Genomic DNA, 22,129 nt, shown 5'->3' on the forward strand with positions numbered 1-22,129 from the left:
AACCGAAATATTTGACTAAATTTGAGCAGTTTAAATACTAGTTAGCTAAGCTGCGCCGCCAGCCAATTTGGCAGAGCATCGATAACTGTCTTAGTGTTATCTGCCTTAGGCGCGCCGCCCTGAGCGTAATCAGGCTTGCCGCCACCTTTACCGCCAAGCTCGCTTGCTAAATGACGGATAATGTCGCCCGCTTTAATACGCGAGGTGACCGATTTAGCCACGCTTGCCGCTAGCGCTAATTGATCGTCTTTATCACCAATCAGTACAATGACGCTATCAGGCAGTTTCGATTTGACATCATCCATAAGGGGGCGAATGGACTTGCCGTCAATACCGGATAAAGTGCTGATCAGCACAGGTGTACCAGCGATGGTTTGCACCTCATCGAGTAAATTAGTGGCTTGTGCACTGGCTATTTTTTGCTGCAAACGCTCAAGCTCTTTTTCAAGCTTGCGCTGATTATCGCTCATCACTTGCACACGTGTGGCAACCTCCGGACGTTTAACTTTTAGTTGTCCTGCTAAAGTACTTAGCTGCGCATCATTTTGCTGAATATATTTAATAGCGCCCATACCCGTGACAGCCTCAACACGGCGGATACCGGCAGCAATACTAGCCTCACTAGTTATTTTAAATAGCCCAATATCGCCAGTACGCTCAACATGTAGCCCGCCGCACAGCTCAATAGAGAAAGGGTGACGTTTGCCATCAACGATATCTTCTGTGCCCATCGTTAACACACGTACCTCATCACCATATTTTTCGCCAAATAGGGCGACTGCGCCTTTATCCATGGCTTCATCGATAGACATATTTTCGATACGTGCTGGGGTGTTGGCTTGGATCTGCTCATTGACTAAACGCTCGATACGGATAATCTGGGCAGGCGTTACTGGTTTATCATAAGCAAAGTCAAAGCGCAGTACGTCACTTGATACCAACGAGCCTTTTTGTGAGACGCTATCGCCTAAGACTTCACGTAGGGCGGCATGAAGCAGGTGCGTCGCTGAATGGTTTTTAGCGCTAGCGGCACGTATACTAGAGAGTACCTGTGCCTCTGCAGTTTGATTGGTACTGATGGTGCCCATACTGACGACACCATAATGGATAATCGCTTGACCGGATTTTTTGGTGTTTTGTACCTCGAAAACACCGGAAGCCGTACGAATCTCACCAAGCTCGCCCACTTGTCCGCCGCCCTCAGCATAAAATGGAGTACGGTCCAGGACAATAACTCCCTCGTCTCCTTCTGCTAAGCTATCAGCCGTCTGACCGTCTTGATATAGAGCAATCAGACTAACGTTATTTTCTTCTAATTGCTGATAACCAATGAACTCAGTAGGATTGTCTACTTGAATCACACTGCTATAATCGACGTCAAATTTGCCTGCATCGCGCGCGCGTTCGCGCTGTGCTTGCATGTGTTCATCAAATTCTTCTTCGTTAATAGCAATACCGCGCTCGCGGGTGATATCAGCAGTCAAATCTAGCGGAAAACCGTAAGTATCATAGAGCTTAAAGGCTGCTGCGCCGGAGAGAATATCACCCTCTTGCAAATCTTCAAGCTCGCTTGATAGCAAGCGTAGTCCTTGCGCGAGTGTCTTGGCAAATTGTGCTTCTTCTTTTTGAATAGCATTTTCAATCATGCTTTGCTTATTCTTAAGCTCAGGGTAAGCGTCGCCCATCTCCTGAGCCAAAGGCGCCACCATTTTATAAAAGAAATCACTCTCTGCGCCAAGCTTATTACCGTGACGCACGGCGCGGCGAATAATACGGCGTAGCACATAACCGCGCCCTTCATTACTAGGCATAACACCATCAGCAATCAAAAATGCTACGGCACGAATGTGATCAGCAATGACTTTTAGGGAGGCCTGTTGCTGGTTTTCAACCTCTAGAATTTGGGCAGCAGCATCCATTAAATGGACGAATAAATCGATTTCGTAATTACTATGCACGCCTTGCATAATGGCACTCAGGCGCTCAAGTCCCATGCCAGTATCGACACTAGGTGCAGGGAGCGGGGTCATACTGCCATCTTTTTGGCGATTAAACTGCATAAACACGCAGTTCCAAATCTCAATATAACGATCGCCATCTTCTTCCGGTGTACCCGGTAGACCACCCTCAACTTCAGGCCCATGATCATAAAAGACTTCGGTACAAGGGCCACAAGGTCCAGTATCACCCATCGTCCAAAAGTTATCAGAGGCATAAGGCGCGCCTTTATTATCACCGATACGAATGATACGCTCCGCCGGCAAACCGATCTTTTTATGCCAAATATCAAAGGCCTCGTCATCGGTCTCATAAATGGTGACATAAAGACGGTCTTGATCAAGCGCCAACCACTCATCAGCGGTTAAAAACTCCCAAATATAAGCAATACCTGCTTCTTTAAAATAATCGCCAAAGGAGAAGTTGCCGAGCATCTCAAAAAACGTATGGTGACGAGCCGTGTAGCCGACATTGTCTAAATCGTTGTGTTTGCCGCCGGCGCGCACGCATTTTTGTGAGGTGACCGCGCGCGTATAGTCACGCGTCTCCATACCCAAAAAAGTCTCTTTGAACTGGTTCATACCGGCATTGGTAAATAGCAACGTCGGGTCGTTATGCGGAATCAGACTTGATGAGGCAACAGGGGTATGCTGTTTGCTTATAAAAAAATCAATAAAAGCTTTACGAATATCGGCTGAGCGAAAGGGCTGGCTCACAGCGGCTCCTTAGTGCAGTAGGATTAAAATAATATGTAATTGAAATAATAATAGAAATAAATTAAATAATTTTGCCAGCGATTTTAGCATAAACGCCGAGGTTGTTGATATAGGAGATATAGTTGCAGCCTTGAGTAACTATGTAAAATCAATGAGTATAAGCCATCAATTGGTCAAAATCGCCGCATCAGTTTTATCAAGCTTATCTGCAATAAGGGGATTGGATTCAATGACCTGTACTGGTACATAACGCAATTGCAATTTGATAGGGGAGTCATTAGAAAAGTTATCAGCCATATCTTGTACAATTAAAGCCTCAATCTGGCGTACATCGTAAGAGCTTGGCGTAGTCTCGCCGCGAATAACGGCACGAATGGTTAAACGTTCACCCGTATTGTCAAACTGGGTATTGGTCAGCACATTACCTTTATTGATAAAATGATTGTTAATCGCTGTTTTGACATTGTTCTCAAAGGTTTGTTGATTGGCATTTTTATTTAAGTTAATGGTTAAGTAAGTACCCAACCCCGCCAATAGTAACAAGGTTACTGCATTACGCCGACAAAAAGTATAAAAAGTATGAGTTTTATAATCATCATCGACCAAGCGGCGAAAGCCCAATAACCATAACACCAAAGCATTGGTAAATTGAATGGCAATAATATTGGTGATGGCCAAAAGTAGTGCGCCAAGTCCTAGCTGCATCTCGCCATTAGCAAATAGTATTCCGCTAGCAGCTAGCGGTGGCACCAAAGCGGTTGCGACCGCGACGCCAACGACAGCAACAGACAAGTGCGGTGATACCATCGCATAAGCACCAGCAGTACCGCCTGCTAGAGCAATCATCAAATCCATAGAGGTGGGCTGAGTACGTGATAGTATCTCGGCGGTCAGTGGCTGCTCGTTATGCAGCCAGCCTACTATAAAGCCTACCAATACCACTAAAGACACGCCAGCTGTCACGGTAAACAACGATTTACGCAGTAAAGGCATACGGTGGTCAATGATAGCTAGTGCTATACCAGTGATAGGCCCAAGCATCATAGCTACTAGCATCGCACCGATAACTACAGCCGCTGAATTGGCTACCAATCCGTAGCTGGCGATGATAGCGGACAGCACATTCATAATGAAGTACATTTTGCTTGGCAAAGCATTGGCTTCAATTTTGACCCGCACCTCGGGGTAATCTACTTTTTGATTGCTAAATTGCTCAGCAATAAACTGTTTATAAGACTCAAGTTTGGATTCCTTTTCTTTTTCAACAGCTTCTTGTTTCTCCTCTTCGGTTGGGTAGGCTTCTGAATCAAGCTGCTTTTGACTGGCTGGATTTTTATTATCAAGGCTATTTTCAGCAGCGCCACTTTTACCAATGCTGTCCTCACTAATACTATCTTCATTAATAGGCTCCGCACTGATCGCAGCCTCACTATTGTTGTCGTTAGAGTTTTGTTCATCAGCATTATTTTTTACTGCTTTAGCTCCAGCTTGTCTTTGAGTCTCTACAGCTTCATCAAATTTTTCCTCAATTTCTGGGGTCTCTACAGTAGCAATAACTACATCGGGACTGGGTGAGGTCATAGTTATTTGTGACTCGGGCGCTTTGGCATCTTCGGTTACTACTTCGCTATCCTGTTCCGCTTCTGTTTCTCCTACGTCCTCATGCTGAGCATCTGAGTTATCAATATGGTCAATCAAAGGTTGGCGAGCCAATTGCGCGTCATTATCTACACTAGTTTTTAATACTTCATCCCTATGACCGTCTATATCGGTAGCGTGATCGTCATCTAGTAAGGATTCGGCAGTAGATAAAAATGGAGAGGAATTGTGGCTGGATAGAGTCATGGCAACAGCACTTTCGTAGAGAACAAAGAGAATAATTATTGTAATAGAAGAGTGACAAAAGTGTAGCTTTTTTTATGACTGAATAATGTTGCTGGAGGTATGGAGAGATTAAGACTTAAATGCAGAAGATATTAAAAGTAAGGGTAGTAGACTTTATAAAGAGGAAAAAACAGGAGATAGTATCAACGATTAAAAATGAATATAGAATTGATGGGTTGCTAAGTTATTTACTGTTTGCCAGTAGCTAGTTAACAGTAGCTAGGAATCTAAAAATTACTAACAGATAAGTCCCTAATAATAACATGGTTTTATAGACAAGTGATAGAGTATTAATAGCTTGCAAGTCAAGGTCAATAGCTTACTTTCTATGTGGATTTAGTGTATAACTATAGGTATACCCACATAAATTATAAGGTTTAAACTATGAACTGGCCTCTATTTTCGATGATTTATTCTATGGCAGCGACCGTTATCGTTGGTTTGCTTATCATTACTGCTTTAGTTACTGGATTCAATGAGATTCCCCATATTCAAATTGCAGTAGTCGTTGGACTTTTGGTCTCTATTCCAGCGGGATTATTCTTTACTAAAAAAATTGCTAACATTACTGGTGACGAAGAAGAAAACGGCCACCGAGTATAATACGTTTATAGCAATCAGCACTTGTGATAATTGAAGAATTGTTACTCTTTAAAGCAGACCGTTAGAAGCTGCTTTTTTAATGGATGTTAAGATGAATAACCTTTAAGCAATAAAAAAGACCTTCATAAAAAGGTCTTTTAATTTTATTTATAATAATAGTGCTATAAGACAAGCTTATTTTTGAGGAGCACTTAATTATCTTAGTTCAACTTTAGCACCGTTTTCAATATTAGCATAGACCTCAAGCACGTCCCAGTTAGTCAGACGAACACAGCCTGCTGATGCTTGGCGGCTAATGCCTTCAGGTTTGGGCGAGCCGTGAATACCATAAGAAGGTTTTGATAACCCCATCCACACCACGCCCACTGGATTATTCGGTCCTGGTGGTAACATGTGTACTTTCTTGTCGCTGCCTTCACCAACGGTGGCCTTATACCAAGGCATTTTGACTCTATTGATGATTTTAAAAGTACCCTGCGGCGAAGGGGTGGCATCACTACCGATCGTGGTAGGATAAGTGGCTACGAGTTTATCACCGTTATAAGCATAAAGGGTCTTACTTGCCTTGTCAGCCACGACGCGGTTAATGCGCTCATTGAGCGGCGTACGCGTATTTAAGACCGTAATCGTCTCCCCAGCTTCGTACTTTTTGTTTTTATTTAGCTTATCGAGGTAGCGTACATCCATATGGAAACGCTCAGCGAGCATCTCTTTGATGTCTTGATAATATAGGCCTTTCATTTTTGACTTGGCCTCTGAACCTGAAGGCGTCGTTGCAAAATTGGTATTAATATCCTCATCAGTCAAGGTATAAGTGACCAGTACTGGTTTATTGGCAGGAATATTTTTGGTTAAGGCATTCCAAGTTTTTTGGTCAAGCTTACCATTAGCTGGCAGACCTTTCATCGTTTGGAAATTAGTTAACGCTTTTTTACTATTCATACCCCAGCCGCCATCAACAGGGCCCGGCGATGCGTGGTTCCAATCGAGCAAAGCTTGCATCTTGATAGTCATTGCTGAATTGACATTCATATTTGGTGACCACGTAGCATTGTTTACTTGCTGCGCGTAACTTGACAAATCAAGAGTAGTATAAGTTTTGCCGTCTTTATCCACGATACTTTTGATTGATGAGTCATCGTTAATGTCTTGGCGCTGTACGTTAATAGGTGCTTCAAATGTCAATGAATCTGCAGCACTATCAGACAAGGCGCCGCTAGGATTAGCGACCGCTTGGCCTTCGCTGATGTCATCAGTGCGCTCAGCATATTCATCTTTACGTGTCAGCTCCTCAGCACTCATGTTGTCGACGATCACCGCCTCAGAAGCTGATCTTTGCTCACGCTTGTTGTCAATCAATTGACCCATACGATCCGTAGATTGAGGTTTGATCTTGGGCATCGTAACAGGTTCGTTAGTATTAAAAGGGTTATTATCATCTAAGGTAGGCGTATCAATTGACCTATCCGTATCGATTGAGGTACTACGACTTTCCTGCACATCAAGGCTCGCTAGCACAGCCATACTAGGTAGTTTTTTAGTTGTGCGTACTGGTAGAGCACGTGTGTTATTATTGGTCGTAGCAGCGTCTTTATAAGCAGTGCTAGTATCATTAGACGCAGCGAAGACGCTGATATTTAGGCTAGCGCCGAGGACAGCGATAGACATAGCAGTCATAAGTGGTCTTATTTTGAACTTTGTTTTCATCATATCTAATCACATCTGATAATTATAATGGGGCTATTATGCGCATAATTTGGATGCTACGCAAACTTTTGACACATCTTTTTGTAGTACTGAAATACTAAGCGTCAGATGCTGACGTATTGACTACAAACAAGTGAGACTTGGCTAATAGTATCACTACTATATTGCGTGAATTATTCGTATAGCAAGGCTATAGTAAGGTACTAACGCATATAAAGTTCACAATAATAAGCAACCATTAATTGGTGATAGCCATTGGCGCTCTATAACGTTTGCGTCTATAATGCTAAGCAGTTTTTCATTCAAGTCACAAGTTTTTAATCAAAGGTGCGATATGTCAGAAGACCAAGTAATGAGCGCAGAAGATTTTCAAAATCAACAGCTTGACCACAACGAGTACTTTGATGAAGACGATTTTGAAAATTCGGAATTAGATTCACAGGATAGTGAGTTTGCCGCTTTGCACAGTGAGCTTGTAGAAGCACATGAACAGTTATTTAGTATTCGCGATTTTATTCGTTTTGCTGTGACGCAGTTGCGTAACTACGATGTGGTTGTCGCGCAAGGTACGACTGATGAGTTTGCTGAGGCATCTGCTATCGTTTTGCATTCTTTATCTTTAGATTGGGCGGCAAACGAGCAGATACTTGATTGCCGTCTGACTAATTCAGAGAAGCAAATGGTACTAAGCTTACTAGAAGCACGTATCACAGATCGTAAGCCTTTGAGCTACCTGATTAATCTAGCTTATTTTTGTGATTTGCCGTTTTATGTTGATGAGCGCGTCCTAATTCCGCGCTCGCCAGTTGCTGAATTGATCCGCCAACAGTTTTATCCTTATTTTGAGGTCAATGAGCTTGCTAAACCGCTTGGGACTGTAATGAATGCGGCTATGGCAAATGAGCAGCCAGCCGTATTTTATGACCATGGTCTTGAGGTAAAGCAGCTGTCGCAGCCCGAGCGCATTTTAGATTTGTGTACCGGTTCGGGCTGTATTGCTATTGCTCTTGCTACGCGCTTTGTCGATGCGCTAGTTGATGCCGCTGATATTGATAAAGGCGCGCTGGAAGTTGCTATGGTCAACGTCGATCATCATGATCTAAGTCATCAAGTCAATGTGATTGAGTCCGATTTATTTGCAAAAATACCAGCGGATCATCAATACGAGCTGATCGTTACCAATCCGCCCTATGTCGATGCGGCGATTATGGCCGACTTGCCGCCTGAATTCTTGTATGAGCCTGAGCAAGCACTCGCAGCTGGTCAAGATGGACTAGATTTGGTACATCGCATCTTATTTGAAGCACCGGATTATCTTAGTCCTGAAGGTTTACTAGTTTGCGAAGTGGGCGATAGTGAATGGGCGCTCAACCAAGCTTATCCTGATATACAATTTGATTGGTTAAGATTTGCCCATGGTGGTCATGGGGTTTTTGCTATTACTTATGATGAGCTCATGGAGCATCGAGCGCTGTTTGCTCGTTATGTAGAACTACTAGATGATGGTCAGTAGAGATAAGGCGTAGTGATAAACAGTAGCGATAAATAAACCTCCAATAACAGATTTAAACTATTCAAGGGAAGATATGGCAGGCAACAGTATAGGAAAGCTTTTTTGCGTGACTACGTGCGGTGAGTCGCATGGCGCTGGTCTGATGGCAATCGTCGATGGCGTACCGCCAGGGTTAGAATTATCTGAAGCTGATTTGCAAGTTGACTTAGACCGCCGTAAGCCCGGTACTTCTAAATATGCCACTCAGCGCCGTGAGTCTGATGAGGTTGAGATTATATCTGGAGTATTTGAAGGTCGAACCACAGGAACGTCCATCGGCCTCTTGATTCGCAATACCAATCAAAAATCCAAAGACTATAGCGATATCAAGGATACTTTTCGCCCAGGGCACGCTGACTATACTTATAGTATGAAATATGGTTTTCGCGACTATCGCGGCGGCGGACGTTCCTCAGCTCGCGAAACTGCTATGCGCGTGGCAGCTGGCGCAATCGCTAAGAAGTACTTGCAAGATCGATTGGGCGTACAAATTCATGGCCATGTCACTCAAATCGGTAATGAATATAGCGAAGTATTAGATCCAAGCCAGATCGACTGGGACTTTGTTAATAGCAATCCGTTTTTTAGTGCTGATTCTGAGGCAGTAGAGCGCTTTGAGGCTTTGATCGATCGTCTGCGCCGCGAAGGCACCAGCTGCGGCGCGCGTCTTGAGATTATTGCAAGCGGTGTCCCTGTAGGGCTTGGTGAGCCAGTATTTGATCGCTTAGATGCTGAAATTGCTTATGCAATGATGAGCATCAACGCGGTCAAAGGCGTTGAGATTGGCGATGGTATGGCAGTTGCCGGACAGTTTGGGCACAAGTCTCGGGATGAGCTGACCCCTGATGGTTTTACGGCCAATCATGCTGGTGGTATTTTGGGCGGTATCTCCTCAGGGCAAGACATTCGCGTCGGTATCGCTCTCAAACCAACCTCTAGTATTACTACCGCTGGCAAGAGTATTAACACCCAAGGTGAGCCCATTGATATGCTAACTAAAGGTCGTCACGACCCCTGTGTTGGTGTGCGTGCAACGCCTATCGCTGAGGCGATGCTAGCCATTGTGCTACTTGATCATTACTTGCGCCACCGTGGTCAAAACGGGGACGTTGAGCCGCCAGTTGAGTCCATTACTTAACAGCTTATCGCTATAACAAAATAATGTGCCCTTTGTATTTATGTCTGGTTTGCATAAAAAATACAAAGGGCTTTTTTGTGGCTAGTTATAAATCAGCTCTAAGCGGCAATCTTATAGTAATCGATAGCCACACATTGTTGATGTCTGAATACTAATAACAATTGCTGGTTTGGAATAGCTAACCAATGCGCAAAGCTGATGCTGTTAACGCCTGAGTCTGCTAAGAGTTGAGTACAATCGTGGCGACTATGTCCTAGTAACTGTTTAGCAAAGCTGTCGATAAGTTTATTTTCAGTAAAAGTGCTTTTCATAAAGCTATATCCTTTGCTCTAATGATTGCTGTTTTGATAATGACTCTAAACGAAATTATTTTTCAAGCAAAACTATTGTAAAACAAAGCGATATAAAACATGTGTAAGAGCAATGGAAATTTAATGAATTTTCGTCAAAGGCAGGGTGAGGCTTACTTGTACGCCAGTGAGCTGCTGATCGTTAGTAACGGCTGTAATGTTCTTTAAGCTCACGCTGCCACCGTGATGCTCTATGACTTGTTTGACTAAGGTTAAACCCAGCCCCGTGCCCTTTTTTGGCGTAATGTTAGGCCTATAATGCTGATGAGATAAGCTAAAATAGCGATCAAAAACTTTAGTAATGGCGTAATCAGGTAATAATTTACCATCGTTAAAGGTACTAACCGTCACGCTTTGTTCAGTACTATGAATATAAATAACGATTGCATTTTCAGCAAAATAAATAGCATTATCCAGTATATTTTGCAGCGCCTGTACTAACCAAAACTTATCAGCGTAAACGCAGAGCCGCTCAACGACAGTGCTAGATACGTCTGCTAGTGGCTGCTCATCGATATAAAATTCAATAAGTGGCAGATGCTGCTGCTGTAATTTAGAGTTGTTATCTTGCGCTAAGCTTTTTAGCATAGGTAATAGACTGATTACCTGACAGTTTAATTTAAAAGTAGGCTGCTCAACTTTAGCTAGTAGTAGTAATCGATCGATGAGCTGTTGTATTTTAATGCTTTGCTCGCCAATGGTTTGAATAAGTATACGCCGATCCTCTTCATCGAGGCTATCATTGTCGAAACCATCATTATCAAGTCCATTATGATGCTTGTCATCTTCTAACAGCTCACTGCTAGCACGAATCGCGGTTAACGGACTTTTAAGCTCATGAGTCAAGGTATGCACGTAATCACTGACATATGCTTTATTTTCTAAGCGGTGCTTCATAGTTTCGATCGTGTCAGTTAAGCTATTTAATTCATGACCTAAGTAGAAGTAAGGTTTTTTAGTATCTTCTGCTAGCGCTTTAGTATATTGAGTGACGAGGCTAATACTTTGTTTGAGCCACCATGCTACAAGGCCAGCTAATATAAGAGCAGCAAGAGTCATGAGCAGAGCTGTGATCAGCATTCGATTGCGCGTATCATTTAGGTAGGGTAGGACGCTAGCGACTGGTTTACCGACACTGACAACACCTATAAGGGTACCCGTTTCATCGTTTATAGGCTGAGCGACATACATAATAGGGTTGCTACTTAGAGAGTCACTACTTATAGAATTGCTATGCTGGTTATCGCTGTTTACAGTGCTACGCGCGCCATATTGTCCTTTCAAGGTCAAGTAAACATCGTTCCAGCTGCTATAATCTTTACCTTCAGCATTGTTAGAAGTAGGGAGTGAATCGTAAACAACGATACCAAGTCGGTCTGTCACGTATACTCGAAAGCTACTGTAAGTTTTTATGCGATATTGAGGCTCTATGCTATTGCTTTTTGATGAAGGGTTAGTCAGTGCAGGCATACCAATAAACGCGCTGTCAAGCTGGCGCTGATAAGTCTCTTCATACAATTGTCCTGACTGTAATGGCAGCTGTAGACTCACTGCCAGTAGCTTGCTAGTATCTAATAAGGTGTCTTCAATAACCTGCTGTACGGTCGGTTTGACATAACCAAATAGCTGTGTAAATGCCGCCAGACCACAGACAATGAGTACCAAAGCCACAGCCAGCCAGATTCTAAAAAAGATACTTAGATTAAGCGTACGTTTAGGCGCATTATTTTGCAGGTCAGCGACACCGATAGGATGCAATTTAGCATACCAGTTTTTTTGGCCATATTTGTCGCTACTACTAGCTTTTTTAGTAGGGTTAATAGCCAAGTTGTGAGGATGACTATCAGAGCTATTATTGGAGTTAGAAGATGTCATTTATCATTCTAAATAGAGCGAGTTTGAATGAATAGCGCTCAAAATTTAAGTTGAGCACTAAGCCGAACATAGGGCATATCCAAGACCGCGATGTGTGTGAATCACGTCAATACTAGAATCGACTGTCGCTAGATGCTTGCGAATGGATTTGACATGGCTGTCTATCGTGCGTGCCAAGCGGTGATCGGGATAGTCGCTGACGGCATTTAGTAGTTGTTCGCGGCTAAAGACTTGATTGGGCGCTTTTAATAAAGCAAGCAGAATTTTACGTTCGGTATTACTCAAATCAAGCTTTTGATCTTGCCAGCTTAATGAGTAATTTAGCGGTTGGTAGTGCCAGCTGCCTGATTGACATTCAAAAGTTAGAACCTGAGCTGATACTGTCTCATCAGAGCTTTTTGCTGAATCATGATGATTAGACTGCTCATGAAACAGCTGTTCGCGCCGCCATATTGCTTTTAAACGAGCGACTAGCTCGCGAGGACTAAAAGGCTTGGCGCAGTAGTCATCGCCGCCCATCTCAAGTCCTAAAATACGATCTACCTCCTCACTACGGGCAGTCAAAAACACGATAGGAATATCTTTTAGCGATCCAATATCAGTGCTATGCCGGATTTGTTGGCACAAGCTCAAACCATCACCGTCCGGCAATCCCACATCTAAAATGATAGCGGAAAGGTTTAATGGTTGGTCATTTTTATTACTACGCAGCATAGGGAGTACACTATTGGCGTTGTCCAGCCAAGTCATGTGCCAACCTTCGCGCTTAGCTGTCATTTTGAGCGACATAGCAATCGCAGGATCATCTTCTACTAATAAAATATGAGTCATAGGTTTTATATTATCTTTCAAAATAGCATGGAATAATTTTTATAGAATTATCCTAGCATGAAAGTCTGGTTAAGTTGTGCTATCTGTCATCAAAGGTTGTGAAAAATTAATGAATAATCGCTATGTAGTTCTAGATATAAGATTTTAGGCAGCTATAGTATACTAAGCGCCACAATTTTAAGATAACGATCAAAAAATACAAGGAAAATAACATGAGTCAATATCTAGACGCCGTCATTGTTGAGCACAATCCAGAACAGAAACAGATCGATCGCGCTGTGATATGGTTGCATGGTCTAGGCGCTAGCGGTCATGATTTTGAACCAGTAGTACCGCAGCTTGGTTTGAGTGATAGTATGGGTGTACGTTTTATTTTTCCGCACGCCCCAAACCGTCCCGTGACTATCAATGGCGGCATGGTTATGCCAGCGTGGTACGATATCTTAGAGATGAGTCTTGAGCGTAAAGTAGATACTGCGCAGATTGAGCAATCCTCCCAGCAAATTCGTGATCTGATCACTCGTGAGATAGAGCGCGGTGTCAAACCTGAACATATCGTGATCGCTGGTTTCTCGCAAGGCGGAGCAGTGGCTTATCATGTTGCTCTAGGCTACGAGCAACGTTTAGCAGGTCTAATGGCGCTATCCACTTATTTTGCAACCAATGACGATATTCATTACCACAGCGCTAATAAGGATATACCGATATTAATTGAGCATGGTACTCATGATCCTGTCGTTCCAGTAGTTTTGGGTGAGCAAGCTCAGCAGTTTTTAGAAAATAAAGGCTACAACGTTGAATACCATAGCTATCCGATGGCGCATCAAGTTTGTATGCCGCAGATCAAAAATATTGGTCAGTGGTTGAACAAAGTACTAAAATAGTTATGGGCGATCGGGTAGAACTGAGAAGTAATACTTGAAAAGCTGGCAGGTAGCCCTATATAGTAATGAGCATTAAATAATAAGTATAATTTTCTAAACTATCTGTGTTTGCTATAATGTAATACGGTTGTAGTTGCTTAAATAGTTTGCTTGTTGTATAATACGCAGTCTTATTGGGGATGTTCTGGCTTCGACGCTGGTGATGAAACTCAATGATGCATGTCGAGAGTGTATGTCCTCTCGTAAATCAAACATATATTGTTATAGTCGCAAACGACGAAACTTACGCTCTAGCAGCTTAAACCCTGCTTACTTAGTTGCTGATTGCCTATAGTTGGTTAACTAAGTCGAAGCGTACGCATATAGGTTCGCCACAAGGGATTGTCTCAATCGCTTGGGTTCAAAAGTAGAGAATCGTCCAATCCATCCTGCCTGTCGGATCGGTGCGGACTAAAACTAAAGACAGAATCTAAACATGTAGAGTCATGAGCGTAATGCTGGCGGACGCGGGTTCAACTCCCGCCATCTCCACCAAATACTAAAAATCCGATCACACAATGTGGTCGGATTTTTTTATGAACACTCTTATTTTTTGCAGTTGCTTTCTAAGATATTTTCAGTAGTCACTGACTAAACCACAAATTATCTTCAAGCCTACCCCTGACATTAGGCGTAGCTATATTGCGAGCTGCTTTAACATAGACTTCATGCGCAGCTTTCGAGAATGACTGCCATTCTGCCCAGCGCTTCAGCACATAAACGGCTTTTGGCACATGCTCATCAAGGCTGTCTGTGGTCGACTGCAGAGTTTTCATCCACCACGCTTTTTGCTCATCAGTAAGCGGATAGTGGCCGGATTTATTTTCGTCTTTGTCTGCACTCCATTGTTCTAGCAAAGTGATAGTATTTGCTAAACCAGGACTACCTTGAACAATAATAGTACTCACTAGTGCTCTAAACCAGTAGGCTAAAGCATTGCGCTGCGCTATCTCGTCAAGATGTGGTAGTACGCAAAGAACCCCATGTAGGCTTGTCAATCCATGCACTATGAAAAACTCATTATCGCTGCCTTGTAGAGCGCTTGTAGCAACGACGGTTAGCTCTTCTATTGAAGACGTTAAATCACCACCAATATCAGGTAATTTAAGGGTTACCATCTCATTAAGAAACTGCGCCATCGGCTGCTCGGGATTATCAAAAGTAATAAGACGCTGCTGAAAACCGCCTTTATTAAGATCGGTATAATCCTCTGTTTTGCTTAACAAATGGGCTTTTTTGGCCAGCTCTGTTATATCATTGTCAGTAAAAATCTGCTTGAATGCTTCAATAATGCTTGGCGCATCAGGAGACCAAAGCTGATATTTGCTATGATTTGGACCAGTAGCTAGAGGCTGAAAAGCAGTCGCCATATAGGCTAAGCCCTCGCTTGCCATATCTTCAGAGTCGACATCAACGGCCCAGCCAGTATGAATCACAGGATGAAATGCGGCTCCTGCCATCCCTTCTGATAGAGCAGGGTAGTAGCGCTTAAGGCAGGCGCTCAAACCCAGATCAGCTATTTTTTTATCGAAAAAATCACGATACAAACCAAAAGCAATCCGAATAGATTGCAAGTTATTCAACCAGTTGGCATCGGTAATCTTGGTATAGTCAATCGTCTTATTCCAAGGTGCTGCTAACATTTTTTGCGGTTCTGCAGGGCTAAGAGAGTGATTGCTGGTATAAACCTCTTGCCACCACTGTATTTTCTCGTCATCTGCGCCAGCGGCATCTAACACGATCCAGTTATGGGTAAGGTGATTGGATAGATAGTCGTCATATTCAATGTGCCACTCTCTGCCACGCTTGAGCCAATCATGCAAATGTTTGGAATAGTTGGGAGCTGAGTAAAATGTCATATCAATTCTCCAAGGTTGCAAGAGATTATTCTAGCCGTACTGTATTTTTCGTTGAACCAATAGCACTATTTTACAAGCATTTAAGAAACGTAACTTATTATAAAATATAACATTTTAAACGCTACATAACATAAAAAAAGCCAGTAACTTAAAGTCACTGGCTTTTGTAGATTTAAACTAGATCGACTGAAAATTACTCTTCAGTAGTCTCTTCGTTATCATCAGTTGCTTCTTCAGTATCTTGATCTTCGTCATCACCATCTTCTGACAAAATAGTCACCTGAATAGTGGCAGTAACGTCATGATGAAGCTGAATATCAACACTGTATTCACCGATCTGGCGAAGAGTGCCTTCTGGAAGTTTAACTTCAGAGCGGTCAACTTCTAAACCAGAATTGGTTAAGGCTTCAGCGATATCACGAGTACCGATAGAGCCAAATAGTTTACCTTCGTCACCAGATTTGGCGCGCATGATTACATTAACATCAGTTAACGCATCAGCACGCTCTTGAGCTGTAGCGACTTCTTTTGCTTCTTCAGCTTCAAGCTCAGCACGGCGAGCTTCAAACTTTTCAATATTAGCTTTGGTCGCAGGTAATGCTTTACCTTGCGGGATAAGAAAGTTACGTCCGTAACCTGGTTTTACATCGACAGTTTCACCGAGTTTACCGAGGTTGACGATACGCTGTAACAAAATAATTTGCATGAGTCACTCCTAGTTAACGGTTAACCCTGATGGTTGTCAGTATACGGAAGTAGCGAAAGATAACGAGCCTGCTTGATAGCAGTAGCTAGCTGACGCTGATATTTAGTAGAAGTACCGGTAATGCGGCTTGGTACGATTTTACCATTATCACTGATATACTGTTTTAGCAATTCAACATCTTTATAATCGATGTGAGTGATGCCTTCAGCAGTGAAACGGCAGAATTTGCGACGGCGATAGAAACGTGCCATGAGTATTCTCCTTTAATTAGTCTTCACTGTTGTCGTTGTCGTCATTATCGTTTTCACGACTGTCTGGACGACGAGTAGTTGCTTTGCGTGCGCGTTTTTCATCGGCATTCTTGGCTAACTGCGACTCTTCAGTGACAGCTTCGTCACGGCGCATAACTAGACTACGAATGATCGCGTCGTTATAACGGAATAATTCTTCTAGCTCAGCTAAAGTTTCACCGTCAGTTTCAATATTGAAAAGAACGTAATGAGCTTTGTGAATCTTATTGATTGGATAAGCCAATTGACGACGGCCCCAATCTTCTAAACGATGGATAACACCGCCATTGTCTTGAACTAACTTGATATAGCGTTCAACCATGCCAACCACTTGGTCGCTTTGGTCTGGGTGTACAATTAACACCACTTCGTAATGTCGCATTTGGACTCCTTACGGATTAGTAGCTATTAACCCTATGTCAATAGCAAGGAGATTTATAAGGTAAGCCTATCCTTTTGATAAATGATAAAACTATCATCAAGGGGCTTAGGATATAAAGCGCCGTATTATAACAGTTACTAGCTATGAACACAAAGACTTATAAACAAGTATTTATGAAGAAATCAAAGACAGTTTTTTATTGCTAGCAATAAAAAAGTAGCGCCTAAGCGCTACTTTTAGAGTAAGTTTGTAAGGATTTATCTATCAAGTAATTCTATACTGCGTTGTAGTCAGCTTAGCCAACTATTTAATTTTTGCTGGTTTAATCAGCTGTTTACTATCGGCTTTTACTACTAAGGTTTTAGCTAACTTATCATGCCAGCCGATATTCTCAGGACTTTTGGAGGCCATATAATAGTGAGCCGCAACCACTATAAAACCCAAAAAGCTAGTAAAAGAGAACAGTAAATTATAAACAATAAATAGTAGTAAGGTACGCATGCCGATAAGCTTGGTAAATGAGGGCAAACGATGCGTAGTTTGATCTACCACTCGAATACCAATGATTAGTTTACCAAGTGATTGTCCGCGCAAAGTAATAAAGGCCAATTGTAATATAAATAAGCCAAATATCATCACCTGCGACATCATTAGCGTGCTGTCAGGAAGGCTTTCCATCAAACTCATCGAATATTGATAGGCAGCGTCCATATTTTGAATATTTTGAAACTGACTATAATCGATGTCCATATTGGTCAGCGCTAATACCAAAGGGAAAATAGCCAGTAGATACAATAAACCATTGAGCACTGTTGCTAATATCCGCGACATAATAGGCGCCAGTACCACATCGCCAAGTACTTTGTCTGTACTAGCAACTGATTTGGTGCTACGTGACTTGTTTAAAGATAAATCATTAGATGGAGTATGCTGACGATTGCCCGTCATACCACCACTTTTGCTAGTGTTGACCTTTTTGCGCTCAGGTTTACCGTACAACCTGTCAATAGAGATATTCTTATTATCTTTTTTACTAGAACCAGTATCTTCTGGAAAAATAGTAACATTATTGATAATTGAATCATTAACGACTGCATCGGTAGCTGTCACAGTTGGGCTGGGACGATACGCATATTGGTTACCTGTCAAATCCCCAACACGATGCCACTTTTCTAAACCCTCATGCCACATCAAATCATCTAACACTACCTCACCGGAGGTAAGCATAATATTGAGCTGATCCAGATTATAGGGACCAGCCTGTACATTGTTTCGAGCGAGGAAAATCTGCATAGTTGCCTGCATAGTTAGTCATATCTTAAATCATTATATTAGGGACTATCTGACTTTTTTAAACACATATTGTCATTTAAGCTTTTATAAAAACAACAGACAGCTTTTAATAACCAGATAGACCCTAATAATTACGTCTTTAATGATTATACCAATTATAGCGGTGACTTACTGTAGCAGCTTATTCTACTTCTTCATCAGCTAAGAAGAACCAAGTATCGAGTACCGAATCAGGGTTAAGTGATACTGAGCTGATACCTTGCTCCATAAGCCAATAAGCTAAATCGGGATGATCAGATGGTCCCTGACCACAGATACCGATATATTTATCTTGCTTGCGGCAAGCCTCAATAGCCATTGATAACAGTTTTTTGACCGCAGGATCACGCTCATCAAACAGATGCGAGATAATCCCCGAATCACGATCAAGACCGAGGGTTAGCTGAGTTAAATCGTTGGAACCAATAGAGAAACCATCAAAGTGCTCTAAGAACTCTTCTGCTAGTAAGGCGTTGGTTGGTAGCTCACACATCATAATGACGCGTAGACCATTTTCACCGCGTTTTAGACCGTTTTTCTCAAGCAGTTCAATCACTTGCGCTGCTTCATCGACAGTACGCACAAATGGAATCATAATCTCAACGTTAGTCAGACCCATCTCATCACGGACCCGTTTAAGGGCTTTACATTCAAGCTCAAAACAATCGCGGAAATTATCAGAGACGTAGCGACTAGCACCGCGGAAGCCTAGCATTGGGTTCTCTTCTGAGGGCTCGTACAGCTTACCGCCAAGCAGGTTGGCGTACTCATTAGATTTAAAATCTGACATACGTACGATAACGGGCTGATCCATAAAGGCAACTGCCAGCGTTGAGATGCCCTCAACCAGTTTATCGACATAAAAATCAACAGGGGAAGCATAACCAGCAATACGCTCGTTAATCGCTTGCGCAACTTCGCGTGGTAGGCTATTCATGTTGAGTAGCGCTTTGGGATGCACGCCAATCATACGGTTAATAATGAATTCAAGACGCGCAAGACCAATACCTTCGTTTGGCATTTGCGTGAATGAGAAAGCGCGATCAGGGTTACCCACGTTCATCATCACTTTAAAAGCCAGCTCTGGCATGGATTCAATAGAGTTGGTCTGCACATCAAAATCAAGCAGTCCCTCGTAGATAAAGCCTGTATCACCTTCAGCACAAGACGCAGTCACCTCTTGACCATCAACCAATAGCTCGGTGGCATTACCACAACCAACGATAGCTGGCACGCCAAGCTCACGCGCGATAATAGCCGCGTGACAGGTACGACCACCGCGGTTAGTAATAATGGCAGAGGCACGTTTCATAACTGGTTCCCAATCCGGATCAGTCATATCTGACACCAGTATGTCACCGTCCTCAACTTTATCCATCTCATTCAAGTTATCAACGATACGCACCTTGCCAGCGCCAACGCGTTGACCGATTGAACGACCTTCACATAGCACTTTAGCATCACCAGTATTGATGACATAGCGCTCCATGACGTTGCTGTCTTGACGGCTCTTGACGGTTTCAGGACGAGCTTGCACGATAAAGATCTCTCCAGTATCGCCATCTTTTGCCCACTCAATATCCATGGCTTGACCGTAATGCTTCTCAATAGTCATGGCTTGTTTGGCAAGCTCAGTTAATTCGTCCGTTGATAAAGAGAACTGCATACGTTCTTCTTTTTCGACATCGACCGTTTTGACAGATTTAGTAGTGCTACCTTCATCACCATAAACCATTTTTTGGTGCTTGCTACCTAAGTTACGGCGGATAACTGAGGGCTTACCATCAGCCAGTAGACGTTTTGATAGGTAAAACTCATCAGGGTTTACCGCGCCTTGTACGACCATCTCACCCAAACCGTAGCTTGAGGTGATAAATACCACTTGATCAAAACCGCTTTCAGTATCAAGGGTAAACATAACGCCGGCGGCACCCGTCTCTGAGCGTACCATACGCTGAATACCAGCAGATAAAGCCACGCCTTCGTGCTCAAAACCTTTATGCACGCGATAGGAGATAGCGCGGTCATTGTATAATGAGGCAAACACTTCTTTGATAGCGATAAGCACATTATCAATACCGCGAATGTTCAGATAAGTCTCTTGCTGACCTGCAAAGGAAGCATCCGGTAAATCCTCAGCCGTGGCAGAAGAGCGTACAGCAACTGCGATATCTTCGCCGCCGCTCATCTCTTCAAAAGCTTGACGCACCTCTTTTTCAAGATCTTCTGGTAGTTTTTGTTCGATAATCCAGTTACGAATTTTTTTACCAGTAGTCGCAAGTTTGCTAACATCGTTGACGTCTAAAGCTTTAAGTTCACTGTTGATTTTGTCAAGTAGACCAGTTTCTGTTAAGAAACGATTAAAAGCATTGGAGGTAGTAGCAAAACCACCTGGAACACTCACACCCAAACTAGACAAATGACTGATCATCTCGCCAAGCGAAGAATTCTTACCGCCGACTATATCAACATCATTTTTTCCTAACTGATCAAGATTGATTACAAGTGCTGTAGATTGAGCTGCCATGATAACTCCAGAAAATAAGGTTATTTAGTAAAGATTATAACGCCAAATTATACCGCTATATTTAGATAATTTCGAGTAGTTAAATTGAAAAACCGAGTAAAAAAGCAAAAAACATAGCGTTTAGCAATAATTCGCCAACAATTAGTTGGGGCATTATCTCATTTATCCGAATATAAAACAGCTAGTATTCGCACATAAAATGAGCAAATGACGATAAACAGTGCTATAAATTGTAACTATGTGAGCAATATATACTAATTTTTAGGACGAAAAATTGTTTGGAGAAGCAGAGCAAAAAGCCAGTATTGCAGTTTAGTAGTTGTGCTAACATTGATTTCTATTGAGGACTTATTATGAGTATAATGGACAACATAAATATCGACCCCCTGACCAGTAGCTAACTAAACAATGTTTACACCAAGTAAGGTTTATACCGAGGTTTTTAAGTTATGTACTCAAACAATCCATCCGAGCAAGATAAACCTATTATTCAAAATCGCCATGCCCTAAGCTTAGACAACTCCCAGACTATAAGAAGTGCTTTTTTTGTTTCGGATGGTACGGCTATTACCGCTGAAACCTTAGGCCGCTCTATATTAAGCCAGTTTGCCTCAGTACCTTTTGAGACCCGAGTCCTACCATACGTCGATAGCTTAGAGCGAGCAGAGGACGCTGTTCAGCAAATTAACATGGCTTATCAGCGTGATGGTCTGTTGCCTTTAGTGTTTGATACTATTGTTAGTCCTGAGATTCGTGAAAAGATTAATTCTGCTCACAGCTGCAATCTAGATATGTATGAGGGCTTAATCGGAAGGATTGCAGAAGAGACAGGGATTGAACCTGATGGTCACTCCGGTCATGCTCATGATAATGTCGATTCTGAAACCTATAAAGAGCGCATTGATGCGGTGCATTTTGCGCTAGACAATGATGATGGCGCTCGCACGCGTCATTACAGTATGGCAGACATTATTTTGATTGGCGTTTCGCGCTCAGGTAAGACGCCGACCTCATTATATCTGGCTTTACAATTTGGCATCCGTGCGGCCAACTATCCGCTAACCGAAGATGATTTGTACGACAATCAGTTGCCAAAAGCACTACGCGAACATAAAGATAAGCTCTTTGGATTGATGATTGATACCGATCGCTTGGTAAAAATTCGTCAAGAACGCCGCGCTGGCAGTCGCTACTCAAGCTATCAGCAAGTACAACAAGAACAGCGTGCTATACAAGGTATTTATACCTCGCAAGGTATTCCAAGCCTTGATGTGTCAGAGATGTCTGTTGAAGAGATTGCAACTCGTATCATACAACTAACTGGACTGAAACGCCGTATTGGCTGATGTAGTAGCAGGTTTTAATGATCTATATTCAAGCATCTATCAAAGTATTAACAGTATTAACAGTTAAGTGCTGAACAAGTACTGCTACCTAACTATTAGAATAATCACTA

17 protein-coding genes and 1 other RNA gene are annotated in these 22,129 nt (G+C 42.6%); 6 read left to right on the forward strand and 12 right to left on the reverse strand.

Annotated features, from left to right (window positions below; genetic code table 11):
• Positions 1-41 precede the first annotated feature (41 nt).
• Entirely contained in the window at positions 42-2,714 is a 2,673-nt protein-coding gene (gene alaS / locus ACR63N_RS05315) for an alanine--tRNA ligase (RefSeq protein ID WP_367106105.1), read from the reverse strand.
• 165 nt (positions 2,715-2,879) lie between these two features.
• Entirely contained in the window at positions 2,880-4,559 is a 1,680-nt protein-coding gene (locus ACR63N_RS05320) for a TIGR00341 family protein (protein ID WP_367111073.1), read from the reverse strand.
• Between the two features lie 423 nt (positions 4,560-4,982).
• Here ACR63N_RS05320 and ACR63N_RS05325 point away from each other — a divergent pair, with 423 nt between their 5' ends.
• The gene (locus ACR63N_RS05325; RefSeq protein ID WP_367103488.1) at positions 4,983-5,201 is read left to right on the forward strand and encodes a hypothetical protein; all 219 of its coding nucleotides are present in this window, start codon (positions 4,983-4,985) and stop codon (positions 5,199-5,201) included.
• Between the two features lie 195 nt (positions 5,202-5,396).
• Here the strand turns inward: ACR63N_RS05325 and ACR63N_RS05330 are convergent, their stop codons facing one another.
• Positions 5,397-6,878, reverse strand: coding sequence for a L,D-transpeptidase family protein (locus ACR63N_RS05330; protein WP_367106103.1), 1,482 nt, complete (start codon positions 6,876-6,878; stop codon positions 5,397-5,399).
• A gap of 382 nt (positions 6,879-7,260) precedes the next feature.
• On the opposite strand from ACR63N_RS05330, the gene prmB reads away from it, so the two are divergent.
• Both prmB and aroC read left to right on the forward strand, forming a co-directional pair.
• A complete protein-coding gene (gene prmB, locus ACR63N_RS05335; RefSeq protein WP_472782719.1) occupies positions 7,261-8,421 on the forward strand; it encodes a 50S ribosomal protein L3 N(5)-glutamine methyltransferase in 1,161 nt (386 codons plus the stop codon).
• Between the two features lie 73 nt (positions 8,422-8,494).
• The gene (gene aroC / locus ACR63N_RS05340) at positions 8,495-9,598 is read left to right on the forward strand and encodes a chorismate synthase (RefSeq protein ID WP_367103485.1); all 1,104 of its coding nucleotides are present in this window, start codon (positions 8,495-8,497) and stop codon (positions 9,596-9,598) included.
• A 98-nt stretch (positions 9,599-9,696) separates the two neighbouring features.
• On the opposite strand, the gene ACR63N_RS05345 is transcribed toward aroC, so the two are convergent.
• The 3 genes from ACR63N_RS05345 to ACR63N_RS05355 form a co-directional block, all read right to left on the reverse strand.
• On the reverse strand, positions 9,697-9,909 hold the full coding sequence (locus tag ACR63N_RS05345; protein ID WP_367103484.1) for a hypothetical protein: 213 nt from the start codon (positions 9,907-9,909) through the stop codon (positions 9,697-9,699).
• Between the two features lie 120 nt (positions 9,910-10,029).
• Complete coding sequence (gene creC, locus ACR63N_RS05350; RefSeq protein ID WP_472782555.1) at positions 10,030-11,823, reverse strand: two-component system sensor histidine kinase CreC; 1,794 nt, start codon at positions 11,821-11,823, stop codon at positions 10,030-10,032.
• Between the two features lie 57 nt (positions 11,824-11,880).
• Positions 11,881-12,654, reverse strand: a complete 774-nt coding sequence (locus ACR63N_RS05355) for a winged helix-turn-helix domain-containing protein (RefSeq protein WP_472782556.1) — start codon at positions 12,652-12,654, stop codon at positions 11,881-11,883.
• Positions 12,655-12,866: 212 nt separating this feature from the next.
• On the opposite strand from ACR63N_RS05355, the gene ACR63N_RS05360 reads away from it, so the two are divergent.
• Both ACR63N_RS05360 and ssrA read left to right on the forward strand, forming a co-directional pair.
• Positions 12,867-13,538, forward strand: coding sequence for an alpha/beta hydrolase (locus tag ACR63N_RS05360; protein WP_472782557.1), 672 nt, complete (start codon positions 12,867-12,869; stop codon positions 13,536-13,538).
• Positions 13,539-13,713: 175 nt separating this feature from the next.
• Positions 13,714-14,072, forward strand: a transfer-messenger RNA (tmRNA) gene (gene ssrA / locus ACR63N_RS05365).
• 89 nt (positions 14,073-14,161) lie between these two features.
• On the opposite strand, the gene ACR63N_RS05370 is transcribed toward ssrA, so the two are convergent.
• From ACR63N_RS05370 to ppsA, 6 genes are all read right to left on the reverse strand, one after another.
• A complete protein-coding gene (locus ACR63N_RS05370; protein ID WP_367108610.1) occupies positions 14,162-15,436 on the reverse strand; it encodes a questin oxidase family protein in 1,275 nt (424 codons plus the stop codon).
• A 193-nt stretch (positions 15,437-15,629) separates the two neighbouring features.
• Positions 15,630-16,142 carry a 50S ribosomal protein L9 gene (gene rplI / locus ACR63N_RS05375; protein WP_367106099.1) on the reverse strand — a complete coding sequence of 171 codons (513 nt, stop codon included), beginning with the start codon at positions 16,140-16,142 and terminating at the stop codon, positions 15,630-15,632.
• A 20-nt stretch (positions 16,143-16,162) separates the two neighbouring features.
• The gene (gene rpsR / locus ACR63N_RS05380; protein WP_010198808.1) at positions 16,163-16,393 is read right to left on the reverse strand and encodes a 30S ribosomal protein S18; all 231 of its coding nucleotides are present in this window, start codon (positions 16,391-16,393) and stop codon (positions 16,163-16,165) included.
• A 16-nt stretch (positions 16,394-16,409) separates the two neighbouring features.
• The gene (rpsF, locus tag ACR63N_RS05385) at positions 16,410-16,814 is read right to left on the reverse strand and encodes a 30S ribosomal protein S6 (RefSeq protein WP_367103478.1); all 405 of its coding nucleotides are present in this window, start codon (positions 16,812-16,814) and stop codon (positions 16,410-16,412) included.
• A 303-nt stretch (positions 16,815-17,117) separates the two neighbouring features.
• Positions 17,118-18,119, reverse strand: a complete 1,002-nt coding sequence (locus ACR63N_RS05390) for an RDD family protein (protein WP_367106098.1) — start codon at positions 18,117-18,119, stop codon at positions 17,118-17,120.
• A gap of 169 nt (positions 18,120-18,288) precedes the next feature.
• Positions 18,289-20,673, reverse strand: a complete 2,385-nt coding sequence (gene ppsA / locus ACR63N_RS05395; protein ID WP_367106097.1) for a phosphoenolpyruvate synthase — start codon at positions 20,671-20,673, stop codon at positions 18,289-18,291.
• 449 nt (positions 20,674-21,122) lie between these two features.
• On the opposite strand from ppsA, the gene ACR63N_RS05400 reads away from it, so the two are divergent.
• Complete coding sequence (locus ACR63N_RS05400) at positions 21,123-22,019, forward strand: pyruvate, water dikinase regulatory protein (protein WP_367103475.1); 897 nt, start codon at positions 21,123-21,125, stop codon at positions 22,017-22,019.
• The last annotated feature ends 110 nt before the right edge of the window (positions 22,020-22,129 follow it).

This window comes from Psychrobacter sp. M4 (genome assembly GCF_055699795.1).

Excerpts from the sequence above, each read along its gene's own strand:
- ACR63N_RS05320 (WP_367111073.1), bottom strand. The coding sequence starts at position 4,559 with ATGACTCTATCCAGCCACAATTCCTCTCCATTTTTATCTACTGCCGAA.
- ACR63N_RS05325 (WP_367103488.1), top strand. The coding sequence starts at position 4,983 with ATGAACTGGCCTCTATTTTCGATGATTTATTCTATGGCAGCGACCGTT.
- ACR63N_RS05330 (WP_367106103.1), bottom strand. The coding sequence starts at position 6,878 with ATGACTGCTATGTCTATCGCTGTCCTCGGCGCTAGCCTAAATATCAGC.
- prmB (WP_472782719.1), top strand. The coding sequence starts at position 7,261 with ATGAGCGCAGAAGATTTTCAAAATCAACAGCTTGACCACAACGAGTAC.
- aroC (WP_367103485.1), top strand. The coding sequence starts at position 8,495 with ATGGCAGGCAACAGTATAGGAAAGCTTTTTTGCGTGACTACGTGCGGT.
- ACR63N_RS05345 (WP_367103484.1), bottom strand. The coding sequence starts at position 9,909 with ATGAAAAGCACTTTTACTGAAAATAAACTTATCGACAGCTTTGCTAAA.
- creC (WP_472782555.1), bottom strand. The coding sequence starts at position 11,823 with ATGACATCTTCTAACTCCAATAATAGCTCTGATAGTCATCCTCACAAC.
- ACR63N_RS05355 (WP_472782556.1), bottom strand. The coding sequence starts at position 12,654 with ATGACTCATATTTTATTAGTAGAAGATGATCCTGCGATTGCTATGTCG.
- ACR63N_RS05360 (WP_472782557.1), top strand. The coding sequence starts at position 12,867 with ATGAGTCAATATCTAGACGCCGTCATTGTTGAGCACAATCCAGAACAG.
- ACR63N_RS05370 (WP_367108610.1), bottom strand. The coding sequence starts at position 15,436 with ATGACATTTTACTCAGCTCCCAACTATTCCAAACATTTGCATGATTGG.
- rplI (WP_367106099.1), bottom strand. The coding sequence starts at position 16,142 with ATGCAAATTATTTTGTTACAGCGTATCGTCAACCTCGGTAAACTCGGT.
- rpsR (WP_010198808.1), bottom strand. The coding sequence starts at position 16,393 with ATGGCACGTTTCTATCGCCGTCGCAAATTCTGCCGTTTCACTGCTGAA.
- rpsF (WP_367103478.1), bottom strand. The coding sequence starts at position 16,814 with ATGCGACATTACGAAGTGGTGTTAATTGTACACCCAGACCAAAGCGAC.
- ACR63N_RS05390 (WP_367106098.1), bottom strand. The coding sequence starts at position 18,119 with ATGCAGGCAACTATGCAGATTTTCCTCGCTCGAAACAATGTACAGGCT.
- ppsA (WP_367106097.1), bottom strand. The coding sequence starts at position 20,673 with ATGGCAGCTCAATCTACAGCACTTGTAATCAATCTTGATCAGTTAGGA.
- ACR63N_RS05400 (WP_367103475.1), top strand. The coding sequence starts at position 21,123 with ATGTACTCAAACAATCCATCCGAGCAAGATAAACCTATTATTCAAAAT.